Annotated in this window: 13 protein-coding genes; 11 read left to right on the top strand and 2 right to left on the bottom strand. The window is 68.8% G+C overall.

Annotated features, from left to right (window positions below; genetic code table 11):
* The first annotated feature begins 68 nt into the window (after positions 1-68).
* The 6 genes from B7D75_RS26405 to hutG are packed head-to-tail and all read left to right on the top strand — an operon-like array spanning position 69 to position 6,267.
* Positions 69-1,037, top strand: coding sequence for an ABC transporter substrate-binding protein (locus B7D75_RS26405; RefSeq protein WP_012077756.1), 969 nt, complete (start codon positions 69-71; stop codon positions 1,035-1,037).
* A gap of 24 nt (positions 1,038-1,061) precedes the next feature.
* Positions 1,062-1,913 carry an ABC transporter permease gene (locus B7D75_RS26400; RefSeq protein WP_012077755.1) on the top strand — a complete coding sequence of 284 codons (852 nt, stop codon included), beginning with the start codon at positions 1,062-1,064 and terminating at the stop codon, positions 1,911-1,913.
* Positions 1,910-2,740 carry a quaternary amine ABC transporter ATP-binding protein gene (locus B7D75_RS26395; RefSeq protein WP_052150478.1) on the top strand — a complete coding sequence of 277 codons (831 nt, stop codon included), beginning with the start codon at positions 1,910-1,912 and terminating at the stop codon, positions 2,738-2,740. The genes B7D75_RS26400 and B7D75_RS26395 overlap by 4 nt, the downstream gene beginning before the upstream one ends.
* The gene (locus B7D75_RS26390; RefSeq protein ID WP_043099168.1) at positions 2,737-4,269 is read left to right on the top strand and encodes an HAL/PAL/TAL family ammonia-lyase; all 1,533 of its coding nucleotides are present in this window, start codon (positions 2,737-2,739) and stop codon (positions 4,267-4,269) included. The genes B7D75_RS26395 and B7D75_RS26390 overlap by 4 nt, the downstream gene beginning before the upstream one ends.
* A complete protein-coding gene (gene hutI / locus B7D75_RS26385; protein WP_034081776.1) occupies positions 4,266-5,474 on the top strand; it encodes an imidazolonepropionase in 1,209 nt (402 codons plus the stop codon). Before B7D75_RS26390 ends, hutI begins: the two co-directional genes overlap by 4 nt.
* A complete protein-coding gene (gene hutG / locus B7D75_RS26380; RefSeq protein ID WP_058129736.1) occupies positions 5,467-6,267 on the top strand; it encodes an N-formylglutamate deformylase in 801 nt (266 codons plus the stop codon). The genes hutI and hutG overlap by 8 nt, the downstream gene beginning before the upstream one ends.
* Here hutG and B7D75_RS26375 read toward each other — a convergent pair.
* Positions 6,258-7,223: a LysR family transcriptional regulator gene (locus tag B7D75_RS26375; RefSeq protein WP_079383568.1), complete on the bottom strand. Its 966-nt coding sequence runs from the start codon at positions 7,221-7,223 to the stop codon at positions 6,258-6,260. The two genes, hutG and B7D75_RS26375, sit on opposite strands and share 10 nt — an antisense overlap.
* Positions 7,224-7,287: 64 nt before the next feature.
* On the opposite strand from B7D75_RS26375, the gene B7D75_RS26370 reads away from it, so the two are divergent.
* Genes B7D75_RS26370 through B7D75_RS26360 form a run of 3 tightly spaced genes read left to right on the top strand, consistent with a single transcriptional unit; the run spans position 7,288 to position 9,856 of the window.
* Positions 7,288-8,538 carry a D-amino acid dehydrogenase gene (locus B7D75_RS26370; protein ID WP_107114573.1) on the top strand — a complete coding sequence of 417 codons (1,251 nt, stop codon included), beginning with the start codon at positions 7,288-7,290 and terminating at the stop codon, positions 8,536-8,538.
* A 24-nt stretch (positions 8,539-8,562) separates the two neighbouring features.
* Positions 8,563-8,913, top strand: a complete 351-nt coding sequence (locus tag B7D75_RS26365; RefSeq protein WP_034081770.1) for a RidA family protein — start codon at positions 8,563-8,565, stop codon at positions 8,911-8,913.
* Between the two features lie 43 nt (positions 8,914-8,956).
* Positions 8,957-9,856 carry a transporter substrate-binding domain-containing protein gene (locus tag B7D75_RS26360; protein WP_053814724.1) on the top strand — a complete coding sequence of 300 codons (900 nt, stop codon included), beginning with the start codon at positions 8,957-8,959 and terminating at the stop codon, positions 9,854-9,856.
* 4 nt (positions 9,857-9,860) lie between these two features.
* Here B7D75_RS26360 and B7D75_RS26355 read toward each other — a convergent pair whose 3' ends face one another.
* Entirely contained in the window at positions 9,861-10,337 is a 477-nt protein-coding gene (locus tag B7D75_RS26355) for an NUDIX domain-containing protein (RefSeq protein WP_012077747.1), read from the bottom strand.
* Positions 10,338-10,519: 182 nt separating this feature from the next.
* On the opposite strand from B7D75_RS26355, the gene pip reads away from it, so the two are divergent.
* Both pip and dtd read left to right on the top strand, forming a co-directional pair.
* A complete protein-coding gene (pip, locus tag B7D75_RS26350) occupies positions 10,520-11,491 on the top strand; it encodes a prolyl aminopeptidase (RefSeq protein ID WP_012077746.1) in 972 nt (323 codons plus the stop codon).
* A complete protein-coding gene (gene dtd / locus B7D75_RS26345; RefSeq protein WP_012077745.1) occupies positions 11,488-11,925 on the top strand; it encodes a D-aminoacyl-tRNA deacylase in 438 nt (145 codons plus the stop codon). Before pip ends, dtd begins: the two co-directional genes overlap by 4 nt.
* Positions 11,926-12,125 lie beyond the last annotated feature (200 nt).

The raw sequence follows: 12,125 nt of genomic DNA, 5'->3' as shown, positions 1-12,125 counted from the left end.
CAGGGCCGCCCGCGGCCCGCAGGTTTTCCAACTGCCTTTGCCCAATCGCACATCCGGAGCGTCCAACCATGCGATACAAGAAGTCGATGTTGAGTGTTTTCTGTGCCCTCGGCCTGCTCGCCGCCTCGGCGGGCGCCCAGGCCGAGGGTTGGTGCGAGTCCGGCAAGGCGGTGAAGTTCGCCGGGCTCAACTGGGAAAGCGGGACGCTGCTCACCGAGCTGATGCAGTTCGTCCTGGCCAAGGGCTACGGCTGCGCCACCGACAGCCTGCCGGGCAACTCGATCACCATGGAGCAGGCGCTGAGCACCAACGACATCCAGGTCTTCGCCGAGGAGTGGATCGGCCGCAGCGACGCGTGGAACAAGGCCGCGGCCGCCGGCAAGGTGGTCGGCGTCGGCGCGCCCATCGTCGGCGCGGTGGAGGGCTGGTACGTGCCGCGCTACGTGATCGAGGGCGATCCGCAGCGCAAGCTCGAGGCCAGGGCGCCGAACCTGCGCTCGATCGCCGACCTGGCGCAGTACGCCGAGGTCTTCCGCGACCAGGAGGAGCCGGACAAGGGACGCTTCTACAATTGCCCGGCCGGCTGGACCTGCGAACTGGAGAACAGCGAGATGCTGAAAGGCTACGGCCTCGAGGGCAAGTTCACCAACTTCCGCCCCGGCACCGGCCCGGCGCTGGATGCCGCGGTGCTGTCGAGCTATCGGCGCGGTGAACCGATCCTCTTCTACTACTGGTCGCCGACGCCCCTGATGGGCCGCGCCGACCTGGTGCGGTTGGAGGAAAAGCCCGGCGTCGACAAGAGCATCCGCATCCAGGTCGGCCTGTCGCGAACCTTCCACGACCAGGCGCCGGAGCTGGTGGCGGTGCTGGAGAAGGTCAACCTGCCGATCGACCTGCTGAACGCCAACCTGGCACGGATGGCCAAGGAGCGGATCGACGCGGCGCGGCTGGCGCGCGAATTCCTCGAGAAGCACCCCGAGGTCTGGCATGCCTGGGTCGACGCGGACGCGGCGAAGAAGATCGAAGCGGCACTCTGATTCCACGACCGACGAGAGCAGACCATGTTTCCCGAACGCCTGACATTTTCCATCGCCGACTGGGTCAACGGCTGGGTCGACGCCCTGGTGACCAACTACGGCGACCTGTTCCGCAAGATCTCCGACACCCTCCTCTGGGCCATCGTCAACCTCGAAGGCCTGCTCCGCGCCACGCCCTGGTGGCTGCTGCTGGCGATCGTCGCGGCGATCGCCTGGCATGCCACCCGGCGCCTGCTGCCGACCCTGGTGATCACCGGGCTGCTGTTCCTGGTCGGCGCCGTGGGCCTCTGGGACAAGCTGATGCAGACCCTCGCGCTGATGCTGGTGGCGACCTTCATCTCGGTGCTGATCGGCATCCCCCTGGGCATCCTCGCCGCGCGCAGCAACCGCCTGCGCGCGGTGCTGATGCCGCTGCTGGACATCATGCAGACCATGCCCAGCTTCGTGTACCTGATCCCGGTGCTGATGCTGTTCGGCCTGGGCAAGGTGCCGGCGATCTTCGCCACCGTGATCTACGCCGCGCCGCCGCTGATCCGTCTCACCGACCTGGGCATCCGCCAGGTCGACAACGAGGTGATGGAGGCGGTCAACGCCTTCGGCGCCAACCGCTGGCAGCAATTGTTCGGCGTGCAGCTGCCGCTGGCCTTGCCGAGCATCATGGCGGGGATCAACCAGACCACCATGATGGCCCTGTCGATGGTGGTGATCGCCTCGATGATCGGCGCGCGCGGCCTCGGTGAAGATGTCCTGGTGGGAATCCAGACGCTGAACGTGGGCAAGGGCCTGGAGGCCGGCCTGGCGATCGTCATCCTCGCGGTGGTGATCGACCGCATCACCCAGGCCTACGGCCGTTCCCGGCACGAGGCGAGCAAATGAGCGGGGCGCAGATGAACAAGATCGAAGTGAAGAACGTGTTCAAGATCTTCGGCCCGCGCGCCGACGCCGCCCTGGCGCTGATCCGCCAGGGGCGGAGCAAGGCCGAGGTGCTGGCGCAGACCGGCTGCGTGGTCGGCGTCAACGACCTGTCGCTGTCCATCGGCGCTGGCGAGATCTTCGTGATCATGGGCCTTTCGGGTTCCGGCAAGTCGACCCTGGTGCGCCACTTCAACCGCCTGATCGACCCCACCAGCGGCGAGATCCTGGTGGATGGCGAGGACATCCTGCGCTACGACATGGAAGCCCTCCGGCAATTCCGCCGGCGCAAGATCAGCATGGTGTTCCAGAGTTTCGGCCTGTTGCCGCACAGGAGCGTGCTCGACAATGTCGCCTACGGCCTGAAGGTTCGCGGCGAAAGCCGGGCGCAGTGCCACGAGCGGGCCCTGCACTGGATCGCCACGGTGGGCCTGAAGGGCTACGAGAAGTCCTACCCGCACCAGTTGTCCGGCGGCATGCGCCAGCGCGTCGGCCTGGCTCGCGCGCTGGCCGCGGACACCGAGATCATCCTCATGGACGAGGCCTTCAGCGCCCTCGATCCGCTGATCCGCGCCGACATGCAGGACCAGTTGCTGGAGCTGCAGAAGACCCTGCACAAGACCATCGTCTTCATTACCCACGACCTCGACGAGGCGGTGCGCATCGGCAACCGCATCGCGATCCTCAAGGATGGCCAGCTGATCCAGGTCGGCACGCCACGGGAAATCCTCCACCAGCCGGCCGACGACTACGTCGACCGCTTCGTCCAGCGCCGGGTGGCGAACCTATGAGCGGCGTAGCGAGCGTGGTGTTCGGCGACCGGCCGCTGCGCTGGCAGGAGGTGGTCGCGGTGGCGCGGCATGGCGCGCGCCTGGAACTCTCGGCGGAGGCCTGGGCGCGGATCGACAACGCCCGCGCCATCGTCCGGCGCATAGTCGCCAGCGGCGAGCGCGCCTACGGTATCAGCACTGGCCTGGGCGCGCTGTGCAACGTCCTGCTGGAGGGCGAGCAGCTCGCCGAGCTGTCGCGCAATACCTTGCTCAGCCACGCCTGCGGGGTCGGCGAGCCGCTGCGCGACGAGCAGACCCGGGCGATCATCTGCGCCGCCATCGCCAACTACAGCCAGGGCAAGTCGGGGCTCGACCGTTCGCTGGTGGAAGCGCTGCTGGCGCTGCTCAACCGCGGCATCACGCCGCGGGTGCCGGCGCAGGGCTCGGTGGGCTACCTGACCCACATGGCGCACATCGGCATCGCCCTGCTCGGCGTCGGCGAGGTCAGCTACCGTGGCGAGGTGGTGCCGGCCGCCGCGGCGCTGGCGGCGGAGGGCCTGTCGACGGTGCGCCTGGGCGCCAAGGACGGGCTGTGCCTGGTCAATGGCACGCCGTGCATGACCGGTCTCGCCTGCCTGGCGCTGGACGACGCGCAGCGCCTGGCGCAGTGGGCCGACGTGATCGGGGCGATGAGCTTCGAGGCCCTGCGCGGGCAACTGGCGGCGTTCGACGCCGAGATCATCGCCCTCAAGCCGCATCCCGGGATGCAGCGGGTCGGCGCCAACCTGCGCGCCCTGCTGGCCGGCAGCGAGGTGCTGGAAAGCGCCCGCGGCATCCGTACCCAGGACGCCCTGAGCATCCGTTCGATCCCGCAGATCCACGGCGCCTGCCGCGACCAGCTGGCCCACGCGGCGCGGCAGGTCGAGACCGAACTCAACTCGGCCACCGACAATCCGCTGCTGCTGGGCACGCCGCAAGCCTACCGGGTGGTGTCGCAGGCCAACCCCCACGGCGAGTCGGTGGCGATGGCCGCCGACCTGCTGGCGATCGCCGTGGCCGAGCTGGGCGGGGTCGCCGAGCGCCGCGTGGATCGCCTGGTCAACCCGCTGGTCAGCGGCCTGCCGGCCTTCCTGGTGGGCAAGCCGGGGGTCAACTCGGGGATGATGATCACCCAGTACGTCGCCGCCTCCCTGGCCGGCGAGAACCGCCAGCTGGCGCAACCGGCGGTGGTCGACAACTTCGTCACCTCGGGCCTCCAGGAAGACCACCTGAGCCTCGGCACCAGCGCCGCGCTCAAGCTCGGCAGGGCCCTGGAGAACCTCCGGCGGATCCTCGCCATCGAGTACCTGCTGGCCGCCCAGGCCTTCGAGTTCCTCGCCCCGCAGCGCCGCGGCCAGGGCACCGCGGCGGCCTGGGGCATCCTGCGCGAGCGCGTGCCCGCGTACGACACCGACCGCTGGCTGGCCCCCGACATCGCCAGCGCGGCGGCCATCCTCGGCGAGCAGAGCAGCCTCGCCCGGGTGGCCGCGAGCATAGGAGACCTGCAATGAAACGACTCTGGCAGCATTGCCATGCCGCCACCCTCAGGAACGGCAAGTACTCGATCGTCGAGGACGCCGTCCTGGTCACCGACGGGCCGCTGATCCACTGGATCGGCCCGCGCGCCGAACTGCCGCCCGGCGACTACGCCGAGCGCATCGACCTCGGCGGCGCCTGGCTGACGCCGGGGCTGATCGACTGCCACACCCACGCGGTGTTCGGCGGCAACCGCAGTGGCGAGTTCGAGCAGCGCCTGGAGGGCGTCAGCTACGCCGAGATCGCCGCCGCCGGAGGCGGCATCGCCAGCACCGTGCGCGCCACCCGCGAGGCCAGCGAGGAAGAGTTGCTGGCCAGCGCGCGCAAGCGCCTGGACCCCTTGCTGCGCGATGGCGTGACGGCGCTGGAGATCAAGTCCGGCTACGGCCTCGATCTGGCCAGCGAGGCCAAGATGCTGCGGGTCATCCGCCGCCTCGGCGAGCAACTGCCGGCGACCGTGCGCAGCACCTGCCTCGCGGCCCATGCCTTGCCTCCGGAATACGCCGGACGCGCCGACGACTACATCGGGCATGTCTGCACGACGATTCTGCCCGCGCTGGCGAAGGAAGGCCTGGTGGATGCGGTGGACGCCTTCTGCGAGCACCTGGCGTTCTCCCCGGCGCAGGTCGAGCGGGTATTCATCGCCGCCCGCGAGTTGGGCCTGCCGGTGAAGCTGCACGCCGAGCAGCTGTCATCGCTGCATGGCTCCAGCCTGGCGGCGCGCTACCAGGCGCTGTCGGCCGACCACCTGGAGTACATGACCGAGGAGGATGCCCGCGCCATGGGTGCGGCGGGCACCGTCGCGGTGCTGCTGCCGGGCGCCTTCTACCTGCTGCGCGAGACCCGGTTGCCGCCGATCGACGCCCTGCGCCGGCACGGCGTGGCCATGGCCGTGGCCAGTGACCTCAATCCCGGCACTTCGCCGGCGCTGTCGCTGCGCCTGATGCTGAACATGGCCTGTACCCTGTTCCGCCTGACCCCGGAGGAAGCGCTGGCCGGCGTCACCCTGCACGCCGCCCGGGCGTTGGGCCTGGAGGCCAGCCACGGCAGCCTGGAGGCCGGCAAGCTGGCCGATTTCGTCGCCTGGGAGATCGAGCGCCCGGCGGAGCTGGCCTACTGGCTGGGCGGCGATCTGCCGAAACGTGTCATTCGCCACGCCGAGGAGGTATACCGTGGATGAAGTCCTGAGTTTCACGCGCGGCCGCGTGCCGCTGCTGATCAGCATGCCGCACCCCGGCACGCGCCTGACTCCGGCGGTGGACGCCGGCCTGGTGGAGGAGGCGCGGGCGCTGACCGATACCGACTGGCACATTCCCCGGCTCTACGATTTCGCCGAGGAACTGGGTGCCAGCACCCTGGCTGCCCACTATTCGCGCTATGTGGTCGATCTCAACCGCCCTTCCGACGACAAGCCGCTGTACAGCACCGCCACCACCGGCCTGTATCCGGACACCCTGTTCGACGGCCGGCCGCTCTACCGCGACGGCATGGCGCCGTCGACGGAGGAGCGCATGCGTTACCTGGCCGAAGTGTGGACGCCCTACCACCGGACCATCGCCGAGGAGCTGGCGCGGCTGAAGGCCGAGTTCGGCTACGCCCTGCTGTGGGACGCCCATTCGATCCGCTCGCACGTGCCGCACCTGTTCGACGGCCGGCTGCCGGACTTCAACCTCGGCACCAACGCCGGCGCCAGTTGCGATCCCGAGCTGGCGGTACGCCTGGAAGCGGTCTGCGTCGCCGCCGACGGCTACAGCCATGTGCTCAACGGACGCTTCAAGGGCGGCCACATCACCCGCCACTACGGCCAGCCGGAGCAGCATGTCCATGCCATCCAGCTGGAGCTGGCGCAGTGCACCTACATGGAGGAGCGGGTGCCGTTCGCCTACCGTGCCGACCTTGCCGAACCGACCCGCACGGTCATCCGCGCGCTGCTGGAAGCCCTGCTGGCCTGGGGCCGCGAACGCTACGCCTGAATCGCCGGCACCGCCCGCAGGCGCTCCTCGGCCTGGCGGGCGAGCATCCGCAGCAGCGGGGCGAGGGTGTGCGGCGGGGTTTCGTCGGCGCGGGTGATGGCGTAGAGGGTGACCGGGAAGGCCGGGCTCAGCGGACGGATCGCAGTGCTGCGCGGGTCGGCGCCGAGGGCGGTGAAGGGGTCGACCAGCGCCAGGCCGGCGCCGGCTTCCACCAGGGCGCGGGCGAGGGCGTAGGTCTGCACGGCGATCTTCACTTGTGGCGGCGGCTCCACGGCACTGAGGTAATCCTCCAGGCGGGCGAACAGCGGGTCGGCGGTGGACAGCCCGATCAGCGGCGCGCCGGCCAGCCCGGCCAGGCTCAACGGTTGCTGCCGCTCCGCTTCGGGCCAGTGCTCATGGGGTGCCAGGGCCACCAGAACGCCGCTGGCTATGGCTTCGCCGCGCAGGCCGGGATGGTCCGGCTGCTTCAGGCTCAGGGCCAGGTCCAGCTCGCGCATCAGCAGGCCCTGTACCAGTTCGCGCGAATGCAGGGTGGCCAGTTCGCAGGCGCTTTGCGGATAGCGCGCGCTCCACTCGCCGATCGCTCGCGGCAGCAATGACAGCGCCAGGGCCGGGGTGGCGCCGATGCGCAGGTTGTGGCCCGGCTGGCGCCGCAGGTTCTGCGCCAGGCGCCGCACCGCCTGCAGGCTGTCGCTGAGCTTGGCCACCTCGCGCTCCAGCTCCAGTGCTTCCGGGGTCGCCAGCAGCTTGCCGCGCACCCGCAGGAACAGCGGGAAGCCCAGCTGTTGCTCGGCGTGCTGCAGAACCTTGCTCACCGCTGGCTGCGATACGTGCAGCAACTGCGCGGCGCCGCTGACCGAGCCGGCCTGGCGGATCGCCTGGAACACTTCGATGTGGCGGAGCTTCATCGGCGCGGACCCATAACCTGAACTTATACCCTGGCCATCTTTATTCATTGTCCTGTCGCTGTCATCCGCGCCTATCGTCGAAGCCCTGGATATCACCTGGATAGCGACTGTCATGGTTCAGCGGGTTTGCATCATCGGCGCCGGCGTCGTCGGCCTGGCCACGGCCTACGCCCTGGTTCGCGAAGGATTCGAGGTGACCCTGGTGGAGGCGCGCGAGCGGGGTGGCCTGGAGACCAGCTACGCCAACGGCGGCCAACTGTCCTATCGCTACGTGGCGCCGCTGGCCGATAGCGGCGTACCGATCCAGGCGCTCGGCTGGCTGCTGCGCGACGACGCGCCGCTGCGCCTGCGGCCGCGCTTCGATCCGGCGCAGTGGCGCTGGCTGCTGGGCTTCCTCGCGGCCTGCCGCGGTTCGCTGAACCGGCGCAATGCCGCGCACCTGCTGCGCCTGGCGTTGTTCAGCCAGCGCACCCTGCAGGTCTGGCGCGAGGACGACGGCCTCGTCGGCTTCGACTGGCGGCGCAACGGCAAGCTGGTGGCATTCCGTCGCGCGGCGAGCTTCGAGCACGCGCGCCAGGGCCTGGCGGATCCCGCCGCCCAGTTCGTCCTGTCCGCCGCCGAGTGCCGCGCGCTGGAGCCGGCCCTGGCCGAGGTGCCGCTGGTCGGTGCCATCCATACGCCGGACGAGGAGGTCGCCGACTGCCACGCCTTCTGCGTGCGACTTGTCGAGCGCCTGCAGGCTTCCGGACGTTGCCGGCTGCTGTATGGCCGCCGGGTGACGAAGATCGCCGAGGCGGGCAGGGCGGTGCGTGGCGTCGAGGTCGGCGGCGATCTCATCGAGGCCGAGCATGTGGTACTGGCCGCCGGCTACCGCAGCGCCGAGTTGATGCTGCCGGGTCTGCGCCTGCCGCTGTACCCGCTCAAGGGCTACAGCCTGACCTTGCCGATCGGCGCGCAGCACCGGGCGCCGGAGACTAGCATCACCGACTACGACCGCAAGATCGTCTATGCGCGGATCGGCGAGCGGCTGCGGATCGCCGCGATGGTCGACATCGTCGGCTTCGATCCCGCTCTCGAACCCGCCCGCCTGGCGCTGCTGCGCCAGCAGGCGCGGGACACCTTCCCGCTGGGCGGTGACTTCGATGCCGCCGCCGAGTGGGCCGGCATGCGTCCGGCCACCCCCACCGGCGTGCCGCTGGTGGGCAACGGCGGCTACCGCAATCTCTGGCTCAACCTCGGCCACGGCGCGCTCGGCTTCACCCTGGCCTGCGGCAGCGGGCGCCTGCTGGCCGAACTGATCGGTCGACGCACGCCGAGCATCGACACCACCGGCCTGCTGCCGCGCGGCGCGCTGGCCGGCTGACTTCCCCCGAACTGGAGCATTCCCATGCAACCGACTCGTATCGCCACCAACGACCGCCTGTCCGCCGCGGTCTGCTTCGAGGCCCTGGTGTTTCTTTCCGGCCAGGTGCCGGACCAGGCCGAGGACATCCACGGCCAGACCCGCGAGGTACTGGCGAAGATCGACGCGCTGCTGGCCGAGGCCGGGTCGCGCAAGGAGCGTATCCTCAGCGCGACCATCTACCTGAAGAACATCGCCCGCGATTTCGCCGCCCTGAACGAGGTCTGGACCCAGTGGTTGCCGACCGGCCAGGCGCCTAGCCGGACCACCGTGCAGGCGGAACTGGCGCGTCCGTCGGTGCTGGTGGAGATCACCGTGGTGGCGGCCAGGGGCTGACTTCCTTTCCATAGCCATAAGAAAAAAAGAGGCAGAACCTCCGATGAAAACCCTTGTATCCAGCACTCTCGCACTTTCCCTGTCGCTCGCCATCGGCGCCGCGCAGGCCGAGGAACTCAGCGGCACCCTGAAGAAGGTCGCCGACAACGGCACGATAACCCTGGGTTATCGCGATGCCTCGGTGCCCTTCTCCTACCTTGGCGACAACAGCGGCCGGCCCATGGGCTATTCGGTGGACCTGGCCGGCAAGGTGGTGGAGCGGCTGAAGGCCACCCTCGGCAAGCCGGAGCTCAGGGTGAAGTACAACCTGGTCACCTCGCAGACCCGCATCCCGCTGGTGCAGAACGGCACCGTCGACCTGGAATGCGGCTCCACCGGGGTCACCGCCGAGCGGCAGAAGCAGGTGGCGTTCTCCTACGGCTTCATCTACGTCAAGGGCCAGTTGCTGACCCGCAAGGACAGCGGCATCGCCCACTTCGACGATCTCAAGGGCCGGAACGTGGTGACCACCGCCGGCACCACCAACGAGCGCTACCTGAAGAACTACAACGCCGAGCACAAGCTGGGGATGAACGTGGTCAGCGCCAAGGACCACGGCGAAGCCTTCCAGATGCTGCAATCGGGTCGCGCGGTGGCCTTCTACATGGACGATGCGCTGCTCTATGGCGAACGCGCCAAGGCGCGCCAGCCGCACGACTGGGTGGTGGTCGGCGAGCCGCAGTCGCGGGAGATCTACAGTTGCATGGTGCGCAAGGACGACCCGCAGTTCCTCGCCCTGGTCAACGAGACCCTGGCCGGGCTGTACCGTTCGGGCGAGATCCAGGGCATCTACCAACGCTGGTTCCAGCAGCCGATCCCGCCCAAGGGGCTGAACCTGGAGTTCCCCATGACCAGCGAGTTGAAGGCGATCCTCGAGAAGCCCACCAGCGATCCGGTGCAGTGAGCGTCTAGCGTTGCAGGCCGAGGTGGCGGATCGACGGCGTCGCTGCCTCCAGGCGCGACCAGACGTCGTCGGCCAGTTCGGCCGGATAGAAGGAGGGCAGGCCAGGCAGCTCGTCGCGGGCGATCCAGCCGACCTCGCGGATATCGAACTCGTCGCCGCCCAGGCCCTTCAGGTTGGCCAGGGTCGGTTCGCCGCGCCAGTCGTCGATGCGGTAGAACAGCTCCATGTGGAAGCGCCCGGCGGCGGGTTCGGCGAACTCGCGGACGTAGACCAGCGGGCCGACGTCCACCCGCAGGCCGGTTTCCTCGAGGAACTCGCGTCTGACGGTGTCCTTCGTCGACTCGTCGCGTTCCGACTCGAAGCCGCCGCCGGGCGGAATCCAGTAGATGTCGCCGCCGACCTCGTGGCGCACCAGCAGGATTCGCTGCTCCACCACCAGCAGGCCGGCGGCGCGGATGCGGTGTCGCAGGGCCTCGCCCATGTTCGCCCTCCCGGCGCGATGCGCCATTGTCTGGATTGATCGTTTGCCATCTTCGCGCGGCGGAGACCAAAGCCGCTCGGTTTTTTTTCCGGCGCCGAAGTATCATGCGCGGCAGAGCAAAGGACGGGCCCCGCTGTCGACGTTTGCGCCGGGGGCCGAACACATCGCCTCGGGAGCGCATCATGCTAGTTCTGTATCCGGAAATTAAACCCTACGCCCGCCACGAGCTGGCCGTCGACGAACCGCATGTGCTGTATGCCGACGAAAGCGGTTCGCCGGACGGATTGCCGGTGGTCTTCGTCCATGGCGGTCCCGGCTCCGGTTGCGATGCCCTGTCGCGACGCTTCTTCGATCCCAATCTCTATCGCATCGTGACCTTCGACCAGCGCGGCTGCGGGCGTTCCACACCGCACGCCAGCCTCGAGAACAACAGCACCTGGGACCTGGTGGCGGACATGGAGCGCCTGCGCGAGCACCTGGGGATCGAGAAGTGGGTGCTGTTCGGCGGTTCCTGGGGCTCGACCCTGTCGCTGGCCTATGCGCAGACCCATCCCGAGCGGGTCCATGCGCTGATCCTGCGCGGCATCTTCCTCTGCCGCGCGCAGGACATCCACTGGTTCTACCAGGAAGGCGCCAGCCGCCTGTTCCCCGATTACTGGGAGGACTACATCGCGCCGATCCCGCCGGAGGAGCGCGGCGACCTGCTGGCGGCCTTCCACAAGCGCCTCACCGGCAGCGACCAGATCGCCCAGATGCACGCGGCCAAGGCCTGGTCGACCTGGGAGGGCCGCACCGCGACGCTGCGTCCAAACCCGCTGGTGGTGGACCGCTTCACCGAACCGGGCAGGGCGCTGTCGATCGCGCGTATCGAGAACCACTTCTTCGTCAACCAGGGCTTCCTCAGGCCCAACCAGTTGCTCGACGACATGCACCGCATCGCCCACCTGCCTGGCGTGATCGTGCATGGCCGCTACGACGCCATCTGCCCGCTGGACAATGCCTGGGCCCTGCATCAGGCCTGGCCGAACAGCGAGCTGCAAATCATCCGCGATGCCGGCCACACAGCCAGCGAGCCGGGCATCGTCGACGCGCTGGTGCGCGCCACCAACGAGATTGGCCGGCGTCTGCTCGACCTGCCGCCGGAGGCCGAATGAAGGCGTTGCTGCAGCGCGTCGGCGCGGCGCGGGTGGAGGTCGGCGGGGAGATAGTCGGTTCCATCGATCGCGGCCTGCTGGTGCTGGTCGGGGTGGAGCCGGAGGACGGCGAGCGCTGCGCGGCGAAGATGCTGCACAAGCTGCTCAACTACCGGGTGTTCGGCGACGCCGAGGGCAAGATGAATCGCTCGCTGGCGGACGTACAGGGCGGACTGCTGCTGGTCTCGCAGTTCACCCTGGCGGCGAATACCCGCAGTGGATTGCGCCCGAGCTTTTCCAGCGCGGCGCCGCCGGCGCAGGGCGAGGCGGTGTTCGAGCACCTGGTGAAGCTGGCGCGCGTAGCGCATCCGCAGGTGGCGACCGGTCGCTTCGGCGCCGACATGCAGGTGCACCTGGTCAACGATGGCCCGGTGACCTTCCTGCTGGAGTGCTGAGGGGGGATTCGCGGGAAGTTTCCCGCTGCGTTTGCAGGGAGGGTCGGCAGCGCCGGAAGGGTTAATTTTTGTGACAGATACATGGCCTTTTGTCACATCCCCGGTGCATCATCCGCACGCCGATTTCATGCTGTACAGGACAGGCCGCCTGGCATCCCGATGCGAGGCGGGGCGGCCTGCAACCCAAAGGACGGGAATCA

The organism is Pseudomonas paraeruginosa (assembly GCF_003025345.2).
GTDB classification, from domain to species: domain Bacteria; phylum Pseudomonadota; class Gammaproteobacteria; order Pseudomonadales; family Pseudomonadaceae; genus Pseudomonas; species Pseudomonas paraeruginosa.
The sequence above is the reverse complement of the archived record's forward strand: the minus strand, read 5'-3'. Positions and strand labels throughout refer to the sequence as shown.

Bases quoted from the DNA above. Each gene is read 5' to 3' on its own strand.
- B7D75_RS26405 (WP_012077756.1), top strand. From the start codon at position 69: ATGCGATACAAGAAGTCGATGTTGAGTGTTTTCTGTGCCCTCGGCCTG.
- B7D75_RS26400 (WP_012077755.1), top strand. From the start codon at position 1,062: ATGTTTCCCGAACGCCTGACATTTTCCATCGCCGACTGGGTCAACGGC.
- B7D75_RS26395 (WP_052150478.1), top strand. From the start codon at position 1,910: ATGAGCGGGGCGCAGATGAACAAGATCGAAGTGAAGAACGTGTTCAAG.
- B7D75_RS26390 (WP_043099168.1), top strand. From the start codon at position 2,737: ATGAGCGGCGTAGCGAGCGTGGTGTTCGGCGACCGGCCGCTGCGCTGG.
- hutI (WP_034081776.1), top strand. From the start codon at position 4,266: ATGAAACGACTCTGGCAGCATTGCCATGCCGCCACCCTCAGGAACGGC.
- B7D75_RS26375 (WP_079383568.1), bottom strand. From the start codon at position 7,223: ATGAATAAAGATGGCCAGGGTATAAGTTCAGGTTATGGGTCCGCGCCG.
- B7D75_RS26370 (WP_107114573.1), top strand. From the start codon at position 7,288: ATGGTTCAGCGGGTTTGCATCATCGGCGCCGGCGTCGTCGGCCTGGCC.
- B7D75_RS26365 (WP_034081770.1), top strand. From the start codon at position 8,563: ATGCAACCGACTCGTATCGCCACCAACGACCGCCTGTCCGCCGCGGTC.
- B7D75_RS26360 (WP_053814724.1), top strand. From the start codon at position 8,957: ATGAAAACCCTTGTATCCAGCACTCTCGCACTTTCCCTGTCGCTCGCC.
- B7D75_RS26355 (WP_012077747.1), bottom strand. From the start codon at position 10,337: ATGGGCGAGGCCCTGCGACACCGCATCCGCGCCGCCGGCCTGCTGGTG.
- pip (WP_012077746.1), top strand. From the start codon at position 10,520: ATGCTAGTTCTGTATCCGGAAATTAAACCCTACGCCCGCCACGAGCTG.
- dtd (WP_012077745.1), top strand. From the start codon at position 11,488: ATGAAGGCGTTGCTGCAGCGCGTCGGCGCGGCGCGGGTGGAGGTCGGC.